At 43.4% G+C, this 22,147-nt stretch carries 24 protein-coding genes and 1 riboswitch; of the genes, 5 read left to right on the plus strand and 19 right to left on the minus strand.

Translation table 11 applies throughout. From position 1 onward, the window contains the following. Positions 1–33 precede the first annotated feature (33 nt). The 9 genes from C1I38_RS07665 to flgM all read right to left on the minus strand — a co-directional run bounded on the left by C1I38_RS07665 (position 34) and on the right by flgM (position 8,182). A complete protein-coding gene (locus C1I38_RS07665) occupies positions 34–2,109 on the minus strand; it encodes a glycosyltransferase (protein WP_026156367.1) in 2,076 nt (691 codons plus the stop codon). 185 nt (positions 2,110–2,294) lie between these two features. Then, entirely contained in the window at positions 2,295–3,368 is a 1,074-nt protein-coding gene (locus C1I38_RS07670; RefSeq protein WP_020491852.1) for a glycosyltransferase family 2 protein, read from the minus strand. A gap of 102 nt (positions 3,369–3,470) precedes the next feature. Then, positions 3,471–3,731: a carbon storage regulator CsrA gene (gene csrA / locus C1I38_RS07675; protein ID WP_020491851.1), complete on the minus strand. Its 261-nt coding sequence runs from the start codon at positions 3,729–3,731 to the stop codon at positions 3,471–3,473. Further along, positions 3,731–4,183 (minus strand): flagellar assembly protein FliW, encoded by a 453-nt coding sequence (locus C1I38_RS07680; protein WP_119774510.1) that lies wholly within the window; start codon positions 4,181–4,183, stop codon positions 3,731–3,733. Before C1I38_RS07680 ends, csrA begins: the two co-directional genes overlap by 1 nt. A gap of 86 nt (positions 4,184–4,269) precedes the next feature. Beyond that, positions 4,270–4,830 (minus strand): DUF6470 family protein, encoded by a 561-nt coding sequence (locus tag C1I38_RS07685; protein ID WP_119774511.1) that lies wholly within the window; start codon positions 4,828–4,830, stop codon positions 4,270–4,272. A gap of 78 nt (positions 4,831–4,908) precedes the next feature. Beyond that, positions 4,909–5,796, minus strand: a complete 888-nt coding sequence (flgL, locus tag C1I38_RS07690) for a flagellar hook-associated protein FlgL (protein WP_119774512.1) — start codon at positions 5,794–5,796, stop codon at positions 4,909–4,911. An 11-nt stretch (positions 5,797–5,807) separates the two neighbouring features. Next, positions 5,808–7,334 carry a flagellar hook-associated protein FlgK gene (flgK, locus tag C1I38_RS07695; protein ID WP_119774513.1) on the minus strand — a complete coding sequence of 509 codons (1,527 nt, stop codon included), beginning with the start codon at positions 7,332–7,334 and terminating at the stop codon, positions 5,808–5,810. Between the two features lie 77 nt (positions 7,335–7,411). Next, complete coding sequence (locus tag C1I38_RS07700; RefSeq protein WP_119774514.1) at positions 7,412–7,897, minus strand: flagellar protein FlgN; 486 nt, start codon at positions 7,895–7,897, stop codon at positions 7,412–7,414. Further along, positions 7,898–8,182 (minus strand): flagellar biosynthesis anti-sigma factor FlgM, encoded by a 285-nt coding sequence (flgM, locus tag C1I38_RS07705; protein WP_119774595.1) that lies wholly within the window; start codon positions 8,180–8,182, stop codon positions 7,898–7,900. It abuts the gene before it with no gap. Positions 8,183–8,499: 317 nt separating this feature from the next. Here flgM and C1I38_RS07710 point away from each other — a divergent pair, with 317 nt between their 5' ends. Continuing rightward, positions 8,500–9,306, plus strand: coding sequence for a flagellar motor protein (locus C1I38_RS07710; protein WP_020491844.1), 807 nt, complete (start codon positions 8,500–8,502; stop codon positions 9,304–9,306). Between the two features lie 60 nt (positions 9,307–9,366). Continuing rightward, positions 9,367–10,242 carry a flagellar motor protein MotB gene (locus C1I38_RS07715; protein ID WP_119774515.1) on the plus strand — a complete coding sequence of 292 codons (876 nt, stop codon included), beginning with the start codon at positions 9,367–9,369 and terminating at the stop codon, positions 10,240–10,242. A gap of 13 nt (positions 10,243–10,255) precedes the next feature. Here the strand turns inward: C1I38_RS07715 and C1I38_RS07720 are convergent, their stop codons facing one another. Continuing rightward, positions 10,256–11,299 (minus strand): M20/M25/M40 family metallo-hydrolase, encoded by a 1,044-nt coding sequence (locus C1I38_RS07720; RefSeq protein WP_119774516.1) that lies wholly within the window; start codon positions 11,297–11,299, stop codon positions 10,256–10,258. A 29-nt stretch (positions 11,300–11,328) separates the two neighbouring features. Here C1I38_RS07720 and C1I38_RS07725 point away from each other — a divergent pair, with 29 nt between their 5' ends. The 3 genes from C1I38_RS07725 (at position 11,329) to C1I38_RS07740 (ending at position 14,338) form a co-directional block, all read left to right on the plus strand. Next, a complete protein-coding gene (locus C1I38_RS07725) occupies positions 11,329–11,769 on the plus strand; it encodes a YaaR family protein (RefSeq protein ID WP_119774517.1) in 441 nt (146 codons plus the stop codon). Positions 11,770–11,845: 76 nt separating this feature from the next. Further along, positions 11,846–12,640 (plus strand): protein-glutamate O-methyltransferase CheR, encoded by a 795-nt coding sequence (locus tag C1I38_RS07730; protein WP_020491840.1) that lies wholly within the window; start codon positions 11,846–11,848, stop codon positions 12,638–12,640. Positions 12,641–12,814: 174 nt separating this feature from the next. Further along, positions 12,815–12,935: riboswitch (cyclic di-GMP riboswitch) on the plus strand. A gap of 128 nt (positions 12,936–13,063) precedes the next feature. Then, a complete protein-coding gene (locus C1I38_RS07740) occupies positions 13,064–14,338 on the plus strand; it encodes an ArsB/NhaD family transporter (RefSeq protein WP_020491839.1) in 1,275 nt (424 codons plus the stop codon). Here the strand turns inward: C1I38_RS07740 and C1I38_RS07745 are convergent. From C1I38_RS07745 to C1I38_RS07790, 9 genes are all read right to left on the minus strand, one after another. Next, entirely contained in the window at positions 14,335–16,119 is a 1,785-nt protein-coding gene (locus C1I38_RS07745) for an NADH-dependent [FeFe] hydrogenase, group A6 (protein ID WP_119774518.1), read from the minus strand. The genes C1I38_RS07740 and C1I38_RS07745 overlap by 4 nt on opposite strands. A gap of 10 nt (positions 16,120–16,129) precedes the next feature. Continuing rightward, a complete protein-coding gene (locus C1I38_RS07750; protein WP_020491837.1) occupies positions 16,130–17,461 on the minus strand; it encodes an NADH-quinone oxidoreductase subunit F in 1,332 nt (443 codons plus the stop codon). A gap of 46 nt (positions 17,462–17,507) precedes the next feature. Further along, on the minus strand, positions 17,508–17,900 hold the full coding sequence (locus C1I38_RS07755; protein WP_020491836.1) for a (2Fe-2S) ferredoxin domain-containing protein: 393 nt from the start codon (positions 17,898–17,900) through the stop codon (positions 17,508–17,510). Then, on the minus strand, positions 17,897–18,424 hold the full coding sequence (locus C1I38_RS07760; RefSeq protein ID WP_119774519.1) for an NAD(P)H-dependent oxidoreductase subunit E: 528 nt from the start codon (positions 18,422–18,424) through the stop codon (positions 17,897–17,899). Before C1I38_RS07760 ends, C1I38_RS07755 begins: the two co-directional genes overlap by 4 nt. Positions 18,425–18,682: 258 nt before the next feature. Beyond that, positions 18,683–19,444: an A24 family peptidase gene (locus tag C1I38_RS07765; protein ID WP_020491834.1), complete on the minus strand. Its 762-nt coding sequence runs from the start codon at positions 19,442–19,444 to the stop codon at positions 18,683–18,685. 35 nt (positions 19,445–19,479) lie between these two features. After that, a complete protein-coding gene (locus C1I38_RS07770; RefSeq protein ID WP_020491833.1) occupies positions 19,480–19,746 on the minus strand; it encodes a hypothetical protein in 267 nt (88 codons plus the stop codon). 66 nt (positions 19,747–19,812) lie between these two features. Continuing rightward, positions 19,813–20,115, minus strand: a complete 303-nt coding sequence (locus C1I38_RS07775) for a hypothetical protein (protein WP_020491832.1) — start codon at positions 20,113–20,115, stop codon at positions 19,813–19,815. Between the two features lie 77 nt (positions 20,116–20,192). Next, positions 20,193–20,513 carry a hypothetical protein gene (locus C1I38_RS07780; RefSeq protein ID WP_119774520.1) on the minus strand — a complete coding sequence of 107 codons (321 nt, stop codon included), beginning with the start codon at positions 20,511–20,513 and terminating at the stop codon, positions 20,193–20,195. A 1,185-nt stretch (positions 20,514–21,698) separates the two neighbouring features. Continuing rightward, positions 21,699–22,088 carry a hypothetical protein gene (locus tag C1I38_RS07790; protein WP_020491830.1) on the minus strand — a complete coding sequence of 130 codons (390 nt, stop codon included), beginning with the start codon at positions 22,086–22,088 and terminating at the stop codon, positions 21,699–21,701. Between the last annotated feature and the right edge of the window lie 59 nt (positions 22,089–22,147).

The raw sequence follows: 22,147 nt of genomic DNA on the forward strand, positions 1-22,147 counted from the left end.
GAACATGTTCTTACATTGGTTTCGCTGTATTGGTTAATTATCCTCCATATCAGCTTTAAATTCAGCAATTTCCGGATCATTCGGGATAATTTCCTCATAGGCCTGAATAATCTCCCTGGCTTCTTTGAACATCCCGTTTTGGATAAACTGTTTCAGATTGGCTTTCACAATCCGCGCATACTCCTGCATTTCAGTGCTGACTGCAGGCTGCGTCTGAACGTCTATTTTTTTCGTCAGCCTGTCCAAAAGCACTTCTATCCCTTTTTTCATGTCAGGATACTCAAGAAGTGCTTTTTTCAAATACCTTACATATTGGGCCTGATCGGAATTTTCTACGAAATGGGCTTTATCAAGACAGTAGAAGAATATTTCTTCCTTATTGGCTAGAAGATAAGGTTTGTCATTTTCAAATAGTTCCGGCCTGTAGATTCTCCTGATATAACCGATACCCTCATGGATGTATCTGTCCAGTACCTGATCGTACTTTTCTTCATCAAGGTTCTCCGCTTGAAGCATGATCCTCCGTAATATTTTATGGACCCGTTGTTCTTCAAGGGGGGCATCTTGATCCCGACTTTGCAGATATACATCACATACTTCGTCAAAATCCGGATATTTTTCAGTTAAATATTTGAACAACAATTCCAGTTCCTGCTCTTGAATTTCAAGGTTGACACTATTTAAAGGGAGCTTCATTTTCGTAACAAAATAGAAAATATCGCCATAATAAAACCCAAGCTCACTAAGCGAAAGGCTCTTAATCCCGCTCAGAAGCTGGTTAGTCACGTTTTTCTGCCCCCAAAGCCTGATTGTGTTTAATAAGCCATACTCCGAATCCTCATTATGGAAAAGTCGGGCCACTTCTTCCCGCTTTATCTCGTCCTCACTAAACAATAAAGTCTCCAGAGCTAAACAGAAACTTTTTTCCAAGTCTTTTTTTGCGAATTTGCTTATTTTATTATAGAAGCATTTTATTTCTTGATATTTTTCAAGACTTAAGTAAAGTGAAATTTGATGAGGGACAGCCTTTTCAATCATTTCAATGGTCTCGAGCTTCTCGAGTGCTTCCAGTGCATCTTCTTTCTGGTCTATCTCCTTGTACATTACAGCTAAATCATAGTAAACATCGTCTTTATGAGAAAATGAGTTTGAGATAATTCTCGGATCTTTTCCTCGAAACTGATCATAATTTTCCACATAGTATAAATACTTCTGGTAACTTGCAATTGCTTCCTGGTATTGTTTCAGCATCCCTTGGGCTTTAGCAAGACAAAACCATAAGTCAATGGCCCATTCCCTGTATTTCAGGCCTTCCTGCGCTAGTTCTACTGTTTTCTTGTACTCTCCGTTATCGTTGTATAGCATAGCAAGGGTACTGTAAACATAAAAATACTCCACAGGGTCCATGTTCTTTCTTTTGGCTGTTTCGTAAGCTCTTACCGCAGGATCCAAAGCGTCTTTATGGTTTTTAAACGTAGCAATCGTGTTGGAAAGATAAAATAATAAACCGACATTATCTGGATCCTTCTCTATGGCTTGCAGCAGTATAGGCTCATAAAGTTTGAGCTTTCGTTCCCTAAGCTCCGGATCATCGGCCGGATAACCATAATGCAGCAACTGGGCATCAAGAACTGCCAGCGGTGGTTCGAAGATCGGCTCTTCATGAATAACACCTTGAAAACCAAATTTTGCTGTTTTGCGAAATAAACGCGTGACCACGCCAGTCCCAACTTTACTGGTATTATTGGTTTGAAAAATATTATCAATCTGAATCGCTGCCGCATTAATATTTTTAGAAACCTTTGATGTGATAAATTGAACGATTGCTTCATATCCTCTCAGTTCTTCATCGGCATCTACAAACATGAACCAGTCCCCCCGGGTGTACTGCACCGTTATATTCCTCATTTTTGAATAGTCATTTTCCCAGGGATGGAAGTATACTTTATTCGTATATTTTTTGGCAATTTCCACTGTTTGATCCATTGATCCTGTATCAACAATGATGAGTTCCGAAGAAACTGCGTTTAAAAGTGGCTTAAGGCTTTCTAAACATCTTTTCAGATTTTTTTCTTCATTTTTCACCATCATACCGATGCTTAATTTCAAAACAACCCACTTCCTTTAGCAAATGTCAGTCATCAAATCTTAAATAATTTATTAGTTCGTGCCACCAGGATATCAAAGATTTAGCGTTTACATGATACTAAATATAATATCGGCTATACTCCTGTTTTTCTGGAGAATAAATTCTGATAAAAAGCAAATCAATTTCCGGCCAGAATTAACATTTTTTAAATGCCGGGCTTCAGATCCGCAATACGGGTTAAAGCAGGTTCATATCCTTCTGATCTAGCTCTGGTATAAAATTCTTTGGCTTTAACCATGTCTCCGGTTGTTTCATAGTACACGCCCAAATTATAGGCTGCCAGGAAACTTCCCGTTCCGGTCATTGTACTATACTTATCGGTCTCTCCCAGTCGAAGACAGGTCTTATACTCCCGTTCAATCTCCGGAAACAAGTGAATATATTTGTTCACATCTGAAAAAACAAGCTCCATATAAAAAAGAGCGCATACAAAATGAAAATCCGGATAATCGGCAAACTGCGCTCTTTCTTTTTCAATCATGCCGATTCCTTTAAACAGCCTTCCGGTGGCAAGAATATTGTAAAGATAGTCAATCACAACAAGATCTCTATAGCCTGCGTTTCGACCCAGAAATTGATAGCACTTTTCGAAATAGTCGTTTGCCGTCTGATATTGGCCGGATAACTTGTATTGTTTGGCTGTCTGGTAAAGAAGATAAGGGTCACTAGGATGATTGTCCAGTTCGAGAAGCAATAACCGTAAATTTCGGCCCGTTTTGTCCGTTTCGTAGTAGCCGTCATGATTCACTTCGATTTCCGTATTGACCCGTGGAAGGTTCGATTTAATTTGCTCATGAACCCTGCCCTCAAAATAAATTCCTTTCGGAATCAACCTGGAGACCCAGGTGCTGGAAGTTCTTATTTCATGATCCTGCTTAATCTTACTGACCACTTTGATTCTGCCGATGGCCTCAGACTGTTCCATAAAGCGCTGAATACTCTCTTTCGTTCCCTGTGTAAAAACTTCATCAGCATCGAGGATTAGATTCCAATCCCCTGCCGCGTAACTCAGCGCAAAATTCCGGGCCTTGGCAAAGTCATCCTCCCAAACATAATCGCATACTTTAGCACCATAAGCGTGGGCAATTTTTTTCGTATCATCCGTGGAACCCGTATCCGCAACAATCATTTCATCAACAAGATGCTTAACACTATCTAAACATCTGGCTAAGACCTTCTCTTCATTTTTAACAATCATGACCAACGATAGCTTTCTCATCTTGCTCTCTTAACTCCAAAAATTTATCTTTTAACGAGTAACCAGAAATTTTTATTAAAAATCAAACTCTCCAAAATCAAGAGAGTTTTAATCGTGTGCTCTTTATTCTTTATTCCCAGGCAAATTCCCCTTAAGCATCTGTTTCAGCTGGCCGGATAATTCCGCTTCCGGAAGTTTGGATGCAGCGGAAGCCTTCACATTTTGATTCTGCACTTCTTCATAAACTTCGCTGCGCAGAATCTTAATATCTTTAGGTGCTTCAATGCCAATCCTAACCTGATCTCCGACTACCGCAACCACCACAATCTCAATATTGTCGCCGATCATAATTCTTTCATTGATTTTCCGTGATAAAACCAGCATCAGTCCACAGCTCCTTCTTGATCGTTTTTTGTTCCGATAGAATCCTGCTGTGTTGGAAACAATGGCTGCCTGGAAGAATGAATCTCATCACTCAGGATCAATTGAACCCCTTTATGGGTCCTCGCATTCAGAATCAGAGGAGCACGCAGGTTGACGGTCGACTGGGCCAGATCATTGGCGTGTACGGTAATGATGTTCCAAACATCCACGTTATCGGTAACTGCAATGTCCAAAATCTCTGTTTCACGCGGACTCAAGTCCACCTGAGGCAAATATTCCGGAAAAAAGAGCTGTGACCGAATCAGAAAAAAAGCAATTTCCCGGTTGGCGACGGCATCCATCCTAGCGAGGAAAGTATCCTCTTCAATATTCAGAGAAAATTCTTTTAGCTCTTCAAATCCGGGTATTCCATCAGGGAAAAAGATAACTGATTCAATTCCTTTGCCATCCATTGTTTATTCTTCCTCCTTGGTCTGTCTCATTTCTATTCCTATTTCTATTCTTATTCTCATACTCATTTTCATCTTCATTTTCATTTTCATTGTTTAATATCAATGGCTTGTCCTACCGCTTTGATTTCGAGGTAGGCTTGCTGCTCAATAAAAGAACGAACAGACGGATACTTGAAGCCGTCTATCGATACCTCGCCCAAATCGGCGGAATAGTGAACATCACCCTGCTGAAGATTAGAATGAACTTCAGCTGGGGTATACCGAATCTCAATGGGTGCAAGCGAAGCAATCGTGACCTCGCTCTCGGGCGGGGCCATCGCTTGAAATACCACTTGTCCAATCGGCACATTATTTTCAATCTCGCCTATTTGACGCCCCGTTTGAACGATCGTTTCCAGGTCCTGTTGGAATTCAGCATCGGCATTCGCTTTAAGGCTTTGTTGCATAAACCAGATCCCTCCAAACCCTATCGATTCACGCATTGAGCTGGAGTCAATTTCGAGGTTCGGTTGTGATGTTCGAACCTGAACATTCGGATTAATCTGGTCAATCTGTAAATTAGGCTGCTTTTTATTCAGTTCATAACTGGCATCACTAATATTCAGGCCGATTCTGGCAAACTGCTGATTAAACTGCAGGCTAATCATACCGGCACCTCCAAGCAATCACGATCTGTGGAAAGAAGAAAATAAATCTAATTTAAGCTAACATTGTTGAAAATGACTTTATTGTAGAAAATCAACCAAAGAAGGCTGGATGATTTGGGCACCGACCGACAATGCCGCTCGGTACGTATTCATCGTTGAGTTATAATCAACAATTGCCGCTGCCAAGTCCGTATCCCGAAGATTGGACAGATTCATCTTGGCATTGATAATACTGGTCTCAAGATTGTTACTGATCGTTTCTACCCTACTGATCTTTGCACCGAGCTCCGCCCGGACATCAATAAATGTGCTTAATATTGAATCAAGATCCGCGATAGAATTGCCTGCTGCAGTGTAATCGCCATTATTCAGGGCTGTAGAAAAATCATTCAGTGCTGTGAAGAAATCACTGACCCCAGTCCCAGTATCGACGCCAAAGAGTTCCTGACCATTGATGGAAATATTAAAATTGACATTGGCACCAAGTTCCACGGAGAGTGATTCGGCGTTTCCCTCCCATAGTGTACCCGTCCAGGGAGCCGTATCCGTGTTTGTCCCGCTGAAAATATAGCGCGAACCGACTTGACTGTTTGCCATAACACCGAGCTGTTCAATAATTTGATCGACTTCCTTTTTGATATCGCCCAGATCATCTGGGGAATTGGTCTGGCTCGACCCCTGCACTGCAAGCTCTCTTAAGCGCTGAAGCATCGAGGTCATATTGGCGGTTACAGATTCAACACTGGACATATAATCGAGAGCCCGGCTAGCATTATCCTTCCATTGCTCCATCGATGAAATATTTGTCTTCAGCCCTAAAATCGCCGTAATCTTAGACGGATCATCCGAAGGCTTAGATATCGCCTGCCCCGTAGAAATACTGTTCTGGAGATCAATCATTTTATTACTGGATTTTTGCAGATTCGACAAAAGGTTACTGCTAATAATATTATTCGTTATCCGCATGCTTATTCCTCCTATTTCGTGACACCCATACCCAGAAGTGATTCCAGCATGGTATCCAGCACCGTCACAATTCTGGCTGCCGAACTGTACCCTTTCTGGAATTTGATCATATCAATCATCTCTTCATCTAAAGAAACACCCGATAGCGCTTCTCGGGAATTCCCTAGCTGCGTGGCAAGTACATTCTGGCCTTCAGCCATTCGGGTGCTTTGTTCCACATCGGAACCAAGCTCTGCCGTTAATCCTTCATAGTAGTCCGAGACTGAACTGGCTCCCAGCGCCGTGACACTGGCCGGCACGGAAGCATAGGTCGTCAGGCTGTCCCAACCGGATGCCAGTGACGAGATGGCCAGGGCAATACTGCTGTCGCCGGAGGAGACTCCAGTAGCATCCGCAATTCCGGACGCTATCAGATTAACATCATCCTGAATGTCTTGATTCACGATAATATTCGCGGCCGTAATTGGGCTGGTTAAATCCGTGCTGGTAAAGAAGTCCAGCCCCGTATCTATCGTCAGCCCTTGACCTGATTGATGAAGCGCATTGACCGAATCGGCAATAACCGTGACAAGCGTATTCAGGTTGTCCCGAAATCCACTCAGATACGTGTCCCGCATTTCGATATCTGCCTGAAGAGAGCCCATTCCGCTCCCGAGATCAACTTCGGCTGCGGTTTTCGTCCCGTCTGCGGAAGCTTCCCACCATACCTCGCTGAAACCTGTGGCTGCATCTGTCGGGACCGGGTCTTCCTGGAGATGATACGCATTGCCATTAGAAACCAGTACATTGTTGCTGTCCGTAGAATTTCCAATAATCACGGTATAATTTCCTACAGACCTGTCCGTAAAATTCGAATCCAAAGACTCGATAACGGTCACTGGGACAAGTCCGGACAGTTCATCGACAATTTGGTCTCTCTGGTCCTTTAAATCATTCGGGTTGTCTCCTCTAATCTCAGCATTCCTGATTTGGTTATTAAGCAGCTGTATCTGATCAGAGATGGTGTTGATCTGCGTAATTGTTGCATCGACACTGTTATCAAGATCTTTCTGCAAAGCAGTAATCTGCTGATCAATATTATGAAAAGTTTCCGTGAGCGATACGGCTTTTTCCCTGACAACAATACGGGAGGCGCTTTCCTCCGGAGAATTGGCCAGATCGCTCCAAGCACTCCAAAATTTCGACATATCAGAGCTGAGGCTGTAATCCGAAGTTTCATTAAAGAACTGTTCAGTCAGACTAAGGGTCGCTTCTTTTCCAGACCAATATTCGTACTGTGATGTTTCCCTGCGATACTGCTGGTCGAGATAAGCATCTCTTACCCTGGTGATATCCGTTAGAAAAGAACCCGTACCAATGCTTAAATCCCTGCTGTTGGCATTAATCGTCAGCGGTATTGTCGCCTGCGTATTGGCGATCTGTCTCGAATAGCCCGTAGTACTGGCATTGGAAATATTCTGGCCGGTCGTATCAATAGCCGCTTGAGATGTAATTAAAGCTCTATAGGCCGTTTCCAGCCCCATAAATGTTGAGTACATATCCGTTACTCCTTTTAATCAAGCCTGTGAGCTTATTGCAGAAAAACCTGCCTCACTGGAATCTTATGAATCGAAAATCAGATGCTTTTATTGATCAAATTATTTGGACTGAAGTCATTTTTTGCGCCTTTATTTGAAGGGTTTGAGTACGTTGTATGCTTTTGGCCCGTTAGAAGCCTCAACGTGAAATCGGCAATACTCAACGCACTTTTAAGCAATTTGGCATTGATTTCATGTAAATTTTTAAGTTGGCTGATGACTTCTTCGAACTCCTGGCCAATCGGCTCAAAGCCCGGAGAGTATTTGATCAAATCCGTTAAGGTAATATCCTCTGTTTTCTTGCCAATCTCTTTACCAAAAAATTCTGCCCAGTAAAGTCTTTCCTCTTCCAACCGTCCGACTTCGAGCAGAATTTTTTCTTCCTGAGCGGTGATGCTTTCTATTTTCTCAATAACATTGTCCACGAGCGCTTTCTGCTTTTCCTGTTCTAATTCGACCAGCTGGTGATAGAAAGCAATTTGCTGTTGTAGGTTATTTTCCAGACCCGCTACATATTCTGCCACTTATTTTCCCTCCATCCCGTTTGGAGAAAGAATTCCTTCTGCAATAGAAGCTGCATCAAGATTAAATTCACCATTGGCAATTTGTTCGGAGATTACCCTGACCCTATCATCTCTGATGTCTGGCATTTCCTTCATCTTTTGCAGTAGCTTTTGAAAAACCTGCGCATTTTCAGATACGGCCAACTGATCCTTTTCTGAAGCCGTATTGACCTTACTCGTCTGAGATACCCGGATCGCAGCTTGGACACTGCCGACGGGGGAAATTGAAGTACCATCTATTTTCATCACATTCACCAACCTGACTGTTTTTATCTTTTTTGTTTTATACAGTTTTCTTATCGTCCAGCCGCCCAGTAATCTGAACATCATCCACGACCAATTAAAGTTAATTACCTCTTATTAACTCTCAATATCTCACAATATCACTTTATTATACCCATTTATAAAGTTTGGAATAATCTTTTTCGTGTCATTATCCGGCAGAATGCTGTATAATATTGGTTGGTCCGATAAAAAAGCGATTAAAACCCCTAATGTTTTCGGTCAAAAATTACGTTATTAATAGTGTGTAAATGAAGATTACATAGGAGGAACATCAGTCAATGGATATAACTACCATCTTAGGGCTTGTCCTGGGATTTTTCGGAATATTGTTTGGTTACGTTATTGAGGGCGGACACTTAGGTTCCTTGTATGCTACTGCCCCAATATTCATTGTCATTCTTGGTACATTGGGGGCAACCGTCATCGGTATCCCTTTAGAAGAATTGAAGAAATTGCCCAGATGGTTAAATATTGCGTTCACAAATCAATCCTTCGGTGTGGAGAAAGCCTATTTCACCCTGGTGCACTTTTCTGAGAAAGCCCGCCAGGAAGGACTTTTGAGCCTTGAACAGGAATTGGAAACCGTCGATGACAAATTCACCAAACAAGGCATGCAGTTGGTAATTGACGGGACAGACCCGGAAATTACTAGAAGCATCCTGGAATCAAACATTGCTGTTTTGGAAAATAGGCATAAGGTTGGGATCACCTTTTTCGAGTCCGCTGGGGGCTACAGCCCGACTTTGGGTATTATCGGAACCGTCATGGGTCTGGTTCACGTTCTTGGTAATCTGACGGACCCCGATAGTCTTTCCGGTTCGATTGCCGCAGCCTTTATTGCTACCCTCTATGGTGTTTGTTTGGCTAACCTAGTCTATCTACCTATCGCTGCCAAGCTGAAAATAAAAAATCAGATGGAAGTGCAGACAATGGAAATGATTCTTGACGGGATTATTTCTATTCAATCCGGTGAGAACCCCGCAATCCTGAAAGAAAAACTCAAGACCCACCTCGGCTATATACCCGAGAAAGAAACTAAATTTGAGGCTGAAGAAGTAACTACAAGAACCGGATCATTAGTCTAAAAAGCATCACAAGTAAAAACATTCGAGGTATACAAGCATTAGTATAGAAGCGGTGATAAAATGAGAAAGCAAAAAAAACAAGATGGCCACCCCCCCGGTCAGGAAAGGTGGCTTGTTACCTACTCAGATCTGATTACACTATTAATGATCTTTTTTATCGTGATGTATTCGATGAGTCAGGTTGACGCCAACAAATTCAGGGCGATGGCCCAATCCCTGAGCATAACGCTTGGCGGTGCGGCACCTTCTGCAGTTAACCTCTCGGAAACACAGGCTGGGGATTCTTTCATTGAAGGTGGGAGTACTGAAGGTTCAACTTCGACAGGCCAGGATGACCAGCAAGGAATAGAGCAGGAGATCACCCCTTCAGAAGGAACCGGCCAAGGAAATACGGATTATCAGGAAAGCCTTACAATAGAGGGAATCAAAGCCAAATTGGATCAGTTTGCGAAAGAAAATGGAATTGAAAATAAGCTTGTATCATCCATTGAGGAACGAGGCCTGGTCATCAGTATTCAGGACACCTTGCTGTTTAACAGCGGCTCAGCAGAAATTACGACAAATTCACGGGCCATCCTGAAAAAAATCGGCACGGTCCTGTCCGCTTCACCGAATTATATAAAAGTGGAAGGACACACCTGTAACCTGCCGATCCATACCGCAGAATTTCGAAGCAATTGGGAACTGTCCGTACTCAGGGCGACCAATGTCGTCCATATTCTTGTCGATGACGGTGAGATCGATCCCCTTCGACTGTCAGCAGCAGGGTACGGCGAATACCGCCCAGTCGCTGATAACAACACAGATCAGGGAAGAATTACCAACCGTAGAGTTGACCTGATTATCCTACGTTCCAAGTATGATCTGCTCGAGCCAGGCAACAGCAGTAGCAATACGGCTACAGGTACCAACAGTAGTGGAAATGACCGCAACTAGCACCCTTATCGCTTTAGTAGGCCAAGCTTTTAACAGCCCTATAGATAATATTACAGGTCATTTCGAGTTTCTCTTCATTGACCGTGTATATTTTGTCTTCCTGCGTATGATTATTCAGCAGCCACTCTTTACTCAGAATAGTTACCGCAGGGATGCCAGTACCTGCAAAGGATATCTCGTCGCTGTGATGGCTGCCGCCAGAAACATGCTTGAGGACCGCCCCATTTACCCTGCCGGCATCTTTCAGGGTCTCAATCAAAGTCTGAGAGTTTTCACCGGCTGACCAGAGAATATACTCTCCAACGGCACCATTGCCGACCGTATCAGCGTTAATAACCGCCTTTATTTCGGAGAGCGGGATCAGAGGGTTCTGTACAAAATATTTGGAGCCCAGGAAGCCCATTTCCTCAGCACTCCAAAAAGCCACTGCAATATTGATTTTAGGCGTAAAACCGTCTTGTGCCTCTTTCACCAGCCGACGCATGACTTGAAGAATACAGCCCACACCAGAAGCATTGTCATTCGCACCCGGATAGACTTCCCCGTTATAAATACCGAGATGATCAAAATGGGCAGAGAGGATAAGTGTCTGTTTTGGGTTATTCCCGGTAATACCAGCTAAGATATTGGCCGCTGGAACCCGAAGTGTGTCCGCTTCATCCGGTCGAAAAAGCGCTCTGCCGTCAATCATCTTTTCTTTCATCGAAGGAATCGAAAATAGCTGCCAGTAATTGTCCGCACTGAAAGACTTAAGTAGTAAGGCCTTAAATTGTCCTTCCAGGTAGACAAGCGCTTTGGTCTCTCCCGCAGTTCCCGCCCGACGGCCTTCGAGATTGGCATGAGACAAGTACTGAACATCTTCGATGGCTTTTCTGGAAATCGCCTGGATTGAAGGCACCCAAACAGTACCTTCACCCGAAGCAAACTCAATGCTGGAAGACGGAATTCCCAGAAGGCTTCCGAGTTTCTGCCCCCATGCCCCGGGCAGGACCGTCCAGGGGATAACAAATGCCGCCAGTCCGGCTACAATTTTTAGAAAAGTCCGGCGTGATTTCATATTTTTTATCCTTTCACGGAGGGAGTAACATGTCACTAAAAATTAATAATTCCACCCCAAAAAATAATTTTGGGATTGATCTTCATCAATCTTCAGAAAAAAAGGAAAGCAGCTTCAGCAATATTCTATCACATTCCCGTCAACTTCAAAGCCAGGAGATGCAACTTTTTCTGAAACGTCTTGAAAAGCAGGGACAAAAGCTCTCCGAGAACAGATCTTTGGAAAATCTGATGGAATTTAAAACCCTGGTCAAAAGTTTTCTTCAATCAACCTTTGGAAAAAGCAGAAATATGCAAGAGGAAACTTTTTGGGATTACCGAGGCCAGCCGAAAGTCATGGCCCGGGTAACGAAAATCAACAAGACACTGGAAGAATTGGGTGAACAGGTACTCTCTTCCCAATCTGAACCGTTAAAAATCCTGGAAAAAATCCATGAAATTAAAGGACTTATTATCGATTTATTCACCTGATATTAAAATTGAATTGGCCTTTACAATATTTTGAATAGTTATTAAAACGTTGTACTAGCGGAAGGAGCAATAAAGAATGATGAACGGCACGGGCATGATTACGGATTATCCTAGATTCGTTAAAGCTTTCCAAAATGTCAGCGGTCTTGACTTGAACTATTATAAAGAAAACCAGATGAAGAGACGGATCCTAAACTTCATGAACACAAGGGGCTACCAGGAAAATTATACGGACTTCCTGAAGGACCTCAATCTTAAACCTGACCTTTACGATGCTTTTTTTAAACACCTGACCATCAACGTCACACAGTTTTTCCGTGATGTCAAGCAGTGGGATGTCTTTCGGGAAAAAATTATCCCCGATTTGTTGAAGACCAGATCTTCCTTAAAAATATGGAGCGCGGGCTGTTCAGCAGGCCAGGAAGCCTGCACCATGGCGATCATTATGGCGGAATATTTTCCGGGAACAAACTTCAGTATTCTTGGAACAGATATTGACGTCAACGTCTTAAAGCAGGCCCAGTCAGGTATTTATGACGAACGTGATTTTGCCAGCACTCCCCCCTATCTTCTTGATAAGTATTTCAACAAATCTGATATGAAATTTCAGATTAAAAGCACGCTCACCAGGAATCTGACTTTCAAGACGCAGAACCTGCTTACCGATAGGTTTGACCGGGGCTTTGATCTGATTGCTTGTCGCAATGTCGTGATCTATTTTACCGATGAAGCAAAGGATGTGCTGTATAAAAAATTTGCGGACTCCCTGAAGACGGAAGGGATCCTTTTCACAGGCTGTACAGAGCATTTATTTGGCAAAAGCCAGCACGGTCTTAAATCCGTTTCCTCGTTTTTTTATCAAAAAGTATAAGATGATACCGGCATTGCCAACCCAGCTTCATTTTTAGCTTCGTGGTATCCAAGGCGTATCTCCGATCGTGTCCGTGGTATCTTTACAAAGTGTGAACAGAGATGCTATACTTTTCTGGACACAATCGGGTTGACAGGATTTTCAGATTTCACTTAAAAATACAATATGGTTTTTAATGTGTTGGAGCAAACTTTACGAAAGTGAAGGACGCTAAAGTCATGGGTCTAAATTAGGGGATTCGAAATGCATGTAATGCGTTTCCAGGATATTCTGACAGGATTGCCAGACTACAAGGATTTTGAACTTCTCAGGGGAGAGCAGTTCCTTTTACGGATCTGCTCTTTTTTATTTCAACTATTTTGTGTACTATAACCGGTTAGGCCAATAAAAATTGACCACACTAATGATGGAGGTGTACGATTCATGACCTTGATTCTGACCCTTGTTATTTTTGTAGCTACTTATGCACTGATCGTAACGGAGAAAATCCCGCGGGCTGTCACCGCGGCCCTCGGTGCCTGTCTCCTGATTCTTTTAGGTGTATTCCCGCAGAAAACTGCTGTCGAACACATTGACTGGAATACGCTGGGTTTACTTATCGGCATGATGATCATTGTCGATCTGACCAGACGTTCCGGTGTCTTCGGTTTTCTGGCTATTTGGGTCGCCAAGAAAGTCAAAGGCAATCCAATCAGACTGTTGATCTCTTTGGCTATACTGACTGCCATTTTATCGGCTTTTCTGGATAACGTGACGACTGTTTTGCTGATTGTTCCGGTCTCCATTGTGATTGCTGAAACCTTGAAATTAAACCCGATGCCTTTTCTGATTACCCAGATTCTGGCCAGTAACATCGGGGGAACCGCGACCCTGATCGGTGATCCGCCGAATATTATGATTGCCGGACCGGCAGAGCTTACTTTTATGGATTTCATGGTGAACCTGACACCTGTGACAATTGTAATCTTGGCTGTTACCCTGTTGGGCTTTTATTTTCTTTATCGCAAAAAGCTAAAGACCGATCAGGAATCCATCGCCCTGCTGCTGTCGCAAAATGAATACGACTATATTAAAGACTGGGCCCAGCTCAAAAGAAGCCTGGCCGTGCTTGCTCTGACCATTGTCGGTTTTATGCTGCACGCCGTCATCCATGTTGAGACCGCTACGATTGCGCTGGCCGGAGGCATGCTGCTCATGGTACTGAGCCGCGAGGAACCGGAAGAGGTATTTCTAGCGATTGAATGGCCAACGATCTTCTTCTTTACTGGATTATTCGTTTTAGTCGGAGGATTGGTCGAAGTCGGCGTCCTGGACAAGATTGCTGAATGGAGCCTGGGGCTTACCGGCGGTGTGCCGGTCGTCATGGCGATGCTGATCGTCTGGCTTTCCGCTATTTTTTCGGCTTTCGTCGATAATATTCCGTTCGTGGCCACCATGATTCCGTTGATTCAAAAAATCGGGGTCCTCGGTGGGCTGACCCCGGAACAGCTCCAGCCGCTCTGGTGGTCTTTGGCTCTGGGCGCCTGCCTGGGCGGAAACGGTACAATTGTCGGCGCCTCGGCCAACGTCATTGTTTCGGGGATTGCCGAAAAAAACGGCTATCCAATCAGTTACAAAAAGTATTTCCTGATCGGGTTTCCATTCATGCTTCTATCCATTGTGATCGCCTCGGCGTATATTTTGCTGCGATACTATTAAATTCTTTCCCGTTCTTCAAAGTGAGTATGAAGCAGTCTATGGGCCATGTCGTTGAAAGGCTGGCCCAGATATTCCTGATATAGTTTCTGGATTTCTGAATTCTCATGAGATTTTCTGATCTTTTTATTTTTGTCTTCTTGATAGATGGCTTCCTGACGCTTTCGAACAATTTCAAAATTGCCGTGATGGTAAGGCTGCCCGCCTCCAGCAACACAACCTCCGGGACAAGCCATAATTTCAATGGCTTCATATTGATCCTTGCCGTCCCTGATTTCTTCGAGTAGGGTCCGGGCGTTTCCGAGCCCGCTGGCGATGCCTATCCGTAGCGTCTTATCGCCAATTTGCACTGTGGCCTTTCGCAATCCTGTGTCTCCTCGGAGCTGCTCCAACTCAACTTTCTGTAATTCTTCACCGGTCAGCCACGCATAAGCTGTCCTGAGTGCAGCTTCGATAACCCCGCCGCTGGTTCCGAAGATCACTGAGGCGCCTGTGGTCTCACCCAATGGTTTGTCGTATTCACTCGAAGGCAGATTGATAAAATCGAGACCGGCTTCTTTGATCATCAGGCCAAGTTCCCGAGTCGTAACGACAATATCGACGTTATTATGCTCATCCTTGGTCAGTTCCGGACGCTTGGCCTCAGCTTTCTTGGCAATACAGGGCATGACGGAGACCATTACGATATTGTCCGGGTCAATGCCATTCTTCTCGGCATAGTAAGTTTTTACGATTGTACCGAACATAATATGCGGCGACTTGCAGGTGGAAGGCACTTCCAACAATTCAGGAAACTGATGCTCAATAAATTTGACCCAAGCTGGACAGCAGCTCGTAAGCATCGGGAGTGTTTTATTGTTCTGCAGACGGTAGATCAGTTCTGAGGCTTCTTCCATAATTGTCAGATCCGCTCCAAAATCCGTATCGAAAACTGCGTTAAATCCAATACGTTTTAACGCGGTTACAAGCTGCCCGGTTGCAATTGTTCCCGGTTCCATATCAAATATTTCTCCGATGGCTACGCGGATAGCAGGAGCAGTTTGGACAATCACATATTTATCCGGATCATTTAAAGCTTCCCATACTTTATCGGTATGATTAATTTCCGTAAGCGCCGCTGTAGGGCATACCTGGACACATTGCCCGCAGTAAGTACAAGAAGACTCTACCATCGGAATATTAAAGGCAGGGCCAACGAAGGCTTCAAATCCGCGGCCAATCCCTGAGAGGATACCGCAGGTTTGGACCTTATTGCACATCGTTTCACAGCGCCGGCAGTAAATGCACTTGTTAGCGTCTTTGACGATTGCCTCACTGGATACGTCCTTCGGATAATTCATCCGTTCACCTTCCCAGCGGATATGCCGGATCCCCAATTCTGCGGCTAAGGCCTGAAGTTCACATTCCCCGTTTTTAGGACAAGTGAAGCATTCATTGGGATGATTTGATAACAAAAGTTCAACCGCCATTCTTCTCGCCGTAATTGCTGTAAGCGTATGCGTAAGTACTTCCATTCCGTCCGTAATGGTGGTTACGCACGCCGGGACAAGTTTATTCCGGTTTGTTTTTGCATCGATTAGCTCAACCATGCAGACCCTGCAGGAAGCCGTCTGATTGACCATTTTAATATCATGCAAATCCAGATGACATAAGGTTGGGATCCGAACCCTTGCTTTATGGGCAGCTTCCAAAATGGTGATGCCTTCAGGGAGCCGCAGATATTGATGGTTAATTTTAAAATCAACCATTTTTTTGGCAGGATGCGTTTGTTGAGCGTGGGTCATGGTTAGCCTCCTATGATTTCAGACCAATTTTGTTCTTTGCCTGATATCGTCCTTCCCCCCGGGGATGGTCGATGTCTTTAATCAGGGCCAGGTATTCATCCCAAAAATATTTCATGGTACTAATGACCGGGTTGGGGGCAGTCTGACCAAGCCCGCAGAGCGAACTGCCTTTAACCATGTAAGCAAGCTGTTTGATGGCATCTATATCTGCCATTGTTCCTTTGCGACGGGTAATTAGATTCAGCTTTTCATATAACCGCTTCGTACCAATCCGACAGGGGGTACAGCGGCCGCAGGATTCATCCATCGTAAACTCCAGGTAAAACTTGGCGATATTGACCATATTATCGGTTTCATCCATGATGATCATGCCCCCTGATCCCATCATAGACCCGATACTGACCAGGTTATCATAGTCTAAAGGAATATCCAGGTGTTTCTCCGGAATCACACCTCCAGACGGTCCGCCTGTTTGGACGGCTTTGAATTTATGGCCATTGGGAATACCTCCACCAATTTGAAAGATAATTTCTCGTAAGGTTGTTCCCATTGGGACTTCGACCAGGCCAACATTTTTGACTTTACCGGCCAGCGCAAAAACCTTGGTTCCTTTACTTTTCTCAGTGCCAATGGAAGCGAACCAACTGCTCCCTTTAAGGATAATCGGCGCAATATTGGCAAACGTCTCCACATTGTTCACACAGGTCGGACAGCCCCAATATCCTTCTTCGGCAGGATAAGGCGGCTTATAATTTGGCTCACCGCGTTTTCCTTCACAGGAGTTAATGAGCGCTGTTTCTTCCCCGCATACAAAAGCCCCGGCCCCATATTTCAACTGGATATCAAAAGAAAAAGACGTGTTGAAAATATTTTCTCCCAGGAATCCCAATTCTCGAGCCTGCTGCAAAGCAGTTTGCAGTCTGAAAATTGCCAGCGGGTATTCGGCTCGGATGTATATGAATCCGTTGGCGGCGCCAATCGCATAGCCGCCGATCACCATGGCCTCTAAAACAGAATGAGGATCGCCCTCCAGGATGCTCCGGTCCATGAAAGCCCCCGGGTCACCTTCGTCTGCATTGCAGATGATATATTTGTCCTTGCTTTTTTGATTTTTTGTAATTTCCCATTTGAGACCTGTGGAAAATCCCCCCCCGCCACGGCCCCGTAGCCCGGATTTTTTTATTTCGTCTATGACCTGATCCTGGGACATTGTTGTCAGCACTCTTCCCAAGGCTTCATAGCCTCCGACCACAATATAATCCAAGATATTTTCCGGGTTAATCAAACCGCAATTGCGCAAGGCAATCCGGTATTGTTTCGGATTTTTTGCTGTTTCTGACATCATAGCCTCCAAACAAATTTACGTACTTTGTAATTTACGCCCGCTTCTACATCCGGTCAAAGTTTATTTCCAAAGAGAGACTTTCAACTGCTTTCCCATTTTTAATATGCTGCTCAATAATTTCGCGGACCTTGTCTTTGGTTACATTGCCATAGAGAACCGGTTGTTCACCTGGTTTATTTACCTGAACAGTTGGTTCCGAGTGACAGCAGCCAATGCAGCCGACAGGAACAACTTGGGCATTGGTTATGTTCTGGGCAGTGATTTCATCCGAAAAAGTATTGTAGGTCTCCCTTGAACCTGATGAGATGCCGCAGGTGCCCATCCCCACAAGAATTTTGATTTGTCCTTCCGGCGTTTGGCCGCCTTGTTCTATATTCATATTTTTTTGGTATTCTTCTTTGATTCTTTTTAAGTTCTCCAGCGAACCAATCTTCATACCAGCATCTCCTTCCGGCGGTATGATTCGAGGATGGTATCCAGATCCTCTTCTCTCACCCTGCCAAATACTTTGTCATCGATCATCATAACAGGAGCCATGCCGCAAGTACCGATGCAGCGGACATCTTTCAGTCCAAAAAGACCGTCAGGTGTGATTTCATTGGATTCAATGCCAAGCTTTTCTTTCAGTCTTTCCATAATTTTATCCGACCCTTTGACAAAGCAAGCAGTCCCCATACAGATACTGATCGTATGTTTTCCCCTTGGCTTGGTTGTGAAGTAGGAATAAAAGCTGACGACCCCGAATACTTCTGCTCCCGAAATTCCCAATTTTCGGGCAATAAAAAGTTGTACATCTCTCGGTAAATAACCAAAAATATTCTGGGCCTTATGTAAGATTTCAATCAGAGCGCTTTTCGTTGTTGGCAAATTGATAATAAAAGCTTCCAGTTCCTCAAATTTTTCTCTGGGCAAATTTCCCTTGGCGGGTTCCATAACATCGATTGCCTGTGGCTTAGTCATAGCAAGTACACGGTCCTTTCCGATAACAGCAATAATTTTTCATGGCAAAGAGCTATTCAGTAATAGTTTGGAAAAATAGCATAGATTTATTCAGACAAGAGCTTGGGCATAAAATAATGCAATGAACTTTTGCATGTTCATTGCATTTCTGGTTAGCCATTATCTTGTTACTTCATTATTCATATCGTCATTCTCAAATCATTTACATTATTATAGAACGTATTACTCATATACTATCCGTATTCCGTCTATTTCTTACTATACTGACACAGTGGATAGAAAGATCTGCTCTCCAAAGATCATTACGGTAAATATCCCAAGGGAGAGAAACGGTCCGAAAGAGATCTCTGATTTCAGGGACCTCTTTTTGACTGTGATCAGTAACACCGCAGTAATACTTGCATACAACGAACCAAGGAACAAAGCCAGCAACACCGGCGGGCCCATAAAAAACCCTGCAGCTGCCATCAATTTGATATCTCCTCCGCCTAAGCCATCGGGGAAAAATAAGCTTAAAAGAAAAAGCGGCAAGGAAGCCGCAAAAAAACCAATCACCCAGGTATACCACGCAGCTCCCAAACACACACTCTGATAGACGCCGTGCAAAACACTTAAGCCCAGCACAAAAATGACCAGCTTATCCGGAATCACCTTTTTCTGCCAGTCAATAAACGCCACCACAACCAGCACTGACAAAAGTATTGCTACAAAAACACTTTCCAGATTCAGTCCATAAGTAAACCAGACAATCAGATACAAGATCCCGTTCAGCAGCTCGACCGCGGGATAGACCGGGGAGATCGGCCCCTGGCAGTTTTTGCAGCGTCCCCGCAGAAAAAGATAGCTGAAAACAGGGATGTTCAAATACCAAGGAATCAGCGTATTACAGTGCGGGCAGTAGGACCTCCCGCCAATAACGCTTCTTCCAATCGGAATCCGGTAAATGCACACATTCAGAAAGCTGCCAATCACTAACCCATATAGCAAGACGATGACGGAGATCATAATATTTTCGATCAAGACGGTACCACCTTTTTGATGTTGGAATTAAAGGCCTAATACGGATAAATAATCTCAGCCACAGTCCAGAAGATAATCAGCAGTCCTACAAGTATTGGCAGAAATATCAGGATCGCCCTTTCCTTTTTGCCAATGATTGTCGCAATTCCGGCAATAAAGCCTGCTAATCCCAATGCAGCTACTGCAAACGTCGGAAAAGGCAGTGCGCCCATCATTTTCAGCACGATCAATACAATAAAAGCAACGCTCAGCCCAGCCGACCATCGTCCAGAACGAGATTGGGGCCATAACTTTGTCTTCATATGATCATCCCTTCCTGTCACTTAATACTTCAACCTTATTATTGTATATACCCGGAAAGCTCGTTTCTAATCATTGATAAATAAGCTATGCAGCAAAAGAAACAAAATCGTACAAAATCCCAAAATGATGGATATCCTGACGAGAATAGCGTTGTCTTTATGTTTACGTACCGCTCTTATTCCTGTAATAAAGGCTGCAATGCTTGCCAGGAAAACGAGTACGGTAACATCCCACCACCGGTCTTCATACCTCAGGATCTCAAAAACATTTACAAGCACGACTGATACCACTATAACAACAATGAATAAGGCCTGCAGTCCTACCGACCATTTTCCGAGTTTAGTTTGAGGCTTTAGACAGCATTTCATTTCCAGACCCCCAGATGCACCTTTTTTTCTTTCATCATTTCCCTGTTAACTATAGAACTTAACTTTTACTGAGATATTTAGCTAAAAAACACGTTCACAGCGACGCCGCAAAAACTCAGGATATAATACACGCCAATCAGAATCACCAGAAAAACCAGGATCGACCGTTCTTTGTTCCTGATAACAGCTTTCATTCCAATAATAGCTGCTGCTATGCCTGCAGCAAAGATCAGAACGGTAATGACAACCTGCAGGGGATTATTCAAGATCAGTTCTAAGCCGGAATATCCTTCCTTGTAAGGAAGTACAGAGCCCACGACAAACAAAATCCAGCTGACAATCACCAGAATGAAGGATTTTTTGCCGGATTTGCTTTTGGGTAAAATCGTAATTCTCATGACATTCACCCCTTTTTATAAAGAAAAATTGGCTGATACCAAGTCTTTGGCGGCTGCTTAGTTGCACTTAGATATATCAGAAAGTAATTATACTTTTTGAATATACCCATAAAACCGACCTTGTTAGCGGTTAGAGTTGGTAGCTCTAATATTAATATACCATGGCTTACTGATATCGCCTATAGGCTTTCCGTTTATTCCCACTCGACAAGTTTTTCTAATTACTAAACATATTTGTTTAACTTCTATCAAATTTAAGCTACTTTTTTCTTTGTTCTATCCGGATTATTTTTCGCTTTTGGAATTTTCAGTATCTAAATAGTATCATTAGTAGTAATATTTATACTATGCTCACATACTTTAGATTCAGCAATCGTTATGGCAACGCTATGTTCACAGTCGGTAAAAGTGTTGGTATACATACATCAAAATACTGAGACAACAGCTTATGTATACTATATAGCATTATAACGTCCCTTTCTCATGACGAGCCTAGCACATGCCGACGGAGATTTTCTGCAAGCCGGCGATGTGAATAATCTGGTGTTCTGAACGCTGACATAATAAGAGCTAGGCTTAGTAGAATGAGAGGTGTGCAGTGAAATTATCGGTTTGTCGTTAGTTGTCGAGGTTCCTAGAGATCATTGAATCCATCAGCTTCAGCATGCGGGTTCGATTCCCGTATCCTGCTGCACATCATCTGCACAAGATAATACAATGAATCCCGCCTCCATTAGATAGAGGCGGGATTTTTGTTTTCTTGTGTTTGCAAGGGGTTAGCTGGTTGTGTTCCTAACTCAAAAATACCTTTAAAAAACGCAAATCCACTTAAATAAAGCTTCTAACATTGGAAACATAATCTCCAATGCGAAAAAAATTATGTTAAAACAGCAGAGGAACTTTTTATCCACCGTAACTGTCTCTTATACAGAATTGTAAGAATCAGCGAGTTAACAGGGCTAGATTTGGATTCTCCCGATATCAGACTTCATATTCTAATGTCTTATTGGTCGAACGGTTGGGTAAAATGAGCTAAAGTGTATTAAACCGCAAAAATCCGTAGAAACAAAACTCTTGGTAATAACTGTATAACGCCCCGGAATTGATGATTCCGGGGCGTTATTCCCACGATAAGAACGATATCAGCTCCATAGAACCCTCATGCCGGTTCTATGATCACCATTATTACTGCTTTTTTAGCCAAGCAGCAGCTTCCTCAAAGCTTTCACAGTAATGAAAATCGATTAAAGACTTAGTATATGTTCCCAATTTGTTTAAAACTTGCTTCTGTATAATATTTTGAGGTAAAATTTGTGCTATCTTAGTAAACCCGGCTCTGGCTGCTTTGGGGATGTAAACTTCTTCCAGCCATTTTTGGTCGTCTGGTCTTATTGTTGTAAAATTTCTGTTATCTGTTAAACATTTTTTTGCTTGGTACTTTAAGCCACATTCTATGGTTTTTTCGAATGCTTCCCTGAGCTGCTCGCTGCTCATATAACCCTTAAATATTACTACAACAGCACGATTAACTTCATCCCAATATATTTCGACATACTTTTCTGAAAAATAAATCATAACAAAACCTTCTTTCTTACCAATTCTGTTGCTTCAGATTTGCCAGGGGCATGGCATAC

It is taken from the genome of Dehalobacter sp. 12DCB1, from assembly GCF_004343605.1.
In the GTDB taxonomy this organism is placed as follows: domain Bacteria; phylum Bacillota; class Desulfitobacteriia; order Desulfitobacteriales; family Syntrophobotulaceae; genus Dehalobacter.

What these genes read in the sequence shown, in the direction of transcription:
- flgK (WP_119774513.1), bottom strand. Translation starts at nt 7,334, where the DNA reads ATGTACTCAACATTTATGGGGCTGGAAACGGCCTATAGAGCTTTAATT.
- C1I38_RS07750 (WP_020491837.1), bottom strand. Translation starts at nt 17,461, where the DNA reads ATGTCAGAAACAGCAAAAAATCCGAAACAATACCGGATTGCCTTGCGC.
- C1I38_RS07670 (WP_020491852.1), bottom strand. Translation starts at nt 3,368, where the DNA reads ATGAGAAAGCTATCGTTGGTCATGATTGTTAAAAATGAAGAGAAGGTC.
- C1I38_RS07790 (WP_020491830.1), bottom strand. Translation starts at nt 22,088, where the DNA reads ATGATTTATTTTTCAGAAAAGTATGTCGAAATATATTGGGATGAAGTT.
- C1I38_RS07680 (WP_119774510.1), bottom strand. Translation starts at nt 4,183, where the DNA reads ATGGATGGCAAAGGAATTGAATCAGTTATCTTTTTCCCTGATGGAATA.
- C1I38_RS07720 (WP_119774516.1), bottom strand. Translation starts at nt 11,299, where the DNA reads ATGAAATCACGCCGGACTTTTCTAAAAATTGTAGCCGGACTGGCGGCA.
- csrA (WP_020491851.1), bottom strand. Translation starts at nt 3,731, where the DNA reads ATGCTGGTTTTATCACGGAAAATCAATGAAAGAATTATGATCGGCGAC.
- C1I38_RS07760 (WP_119774519.1), bottom strand. Translation starts at nt 18,424, where the DNA reads ATGACTAAGCCACAGGCAATCGATGTTATGGAACCCGCCAAGGGAAAT.
- C1I38_RS07730 (WP_020491840.1), top strand. Translation starts at nt 11,846, where the DNA reads ATGATGAACGGCACGGGCATGATTACGGATTATCCTAGATTCGTTAAA.
- C1I38_RS07755 (WP_020491836.1), bottom strand. Translation starts at nt 17,900, where the DNA reads ATGAAGATTGGTTCGCTGGAGAACTTAAAAAGAATCAAAGAAGAATAC.
- C1I38_RS07685 (WP_119774511.1), bottom strand. Translation starts at nt 4,830, where the DNA reads ATGATTAGCCTGCAGTTTAATCAGCAGTTTGCCAGAATCGGCCTGAAT.
- C1I38_RS07745 (WP_119774518.1), bottom strand. Translation starts at nt 16,119, where the DNA reads ATGACCCACGCTCAACAAACGCATCCTGCCAAAAAAATGGTTGATTTT.
- flgL (WP_119774512.1), bottom strand. Translation starts at nt 5,796, where the DNA reads ATGCGGATAACGAATAATATTATTAGCAGTAACCTTTTGTCGAATCTG.
- C1I38_RS07740 (WP_020491839.1), top strand. Translation starts at nt 13,064, where the DNA reads ATGACCTTGATTCTGACCCTTGTTATTTTTGTAGCTACTTATGCACTG.
- C1I38_RS07710 (WP_020491844.1), top strand. Translation starts at nt 8,500, where the DNA reads ATGGATATAACTACCATCTTAGGGCTTGTCCTGGGATTTTTCGGAATA.
- C1I38_RS07770 (WP_020491833.1), bottom strand. Translation starts at nt 19,746, where the DNA reads ATGAAGACAAAGTTATGGCCCCAATCTCGTTCTGGACGATGGTCGGCT.
- C1I38_RS07780 (WP_119774520.1), bottom strand. Translation starts at nt 20,513, where the DNA reads ATGAGAATTACGATTTTACCCAAAAGCAAATCCGGCAAAAAATCCTTC.
- flgM (WP_119774595.1), bottom strand. Translation starts at nt 8,182, where the DNA reads ATGAAAATAGATGGTACTTCAATTTCCCCCGTCGGCAGTGTCCAAGCT.
- C1I38_RS07775 (WP_020491832.1), bottom strand. Translation starts at nt 20,115, where the DNA reads ATGAAATGCTGTCTAAAGCCTCAAACTAAACTCGGAAAATGGTCGGTA.
- C1I38_RS07715 (WP_119774515.1), top strand. Translation starts at nt 9,367, where the DNA reads ATGAGAAAGCAAAAAAAACAAGATGGCCACCCCCCCGGTCAGGAAAGG.
- C1I38_RS07725 (WP_119774517.1), top strand. Translation starts at nt 11,329, where the DNA reads ATGTCACTAAAAATTAATAATTCCACCCCAAAAAATAATTTTGGGATT.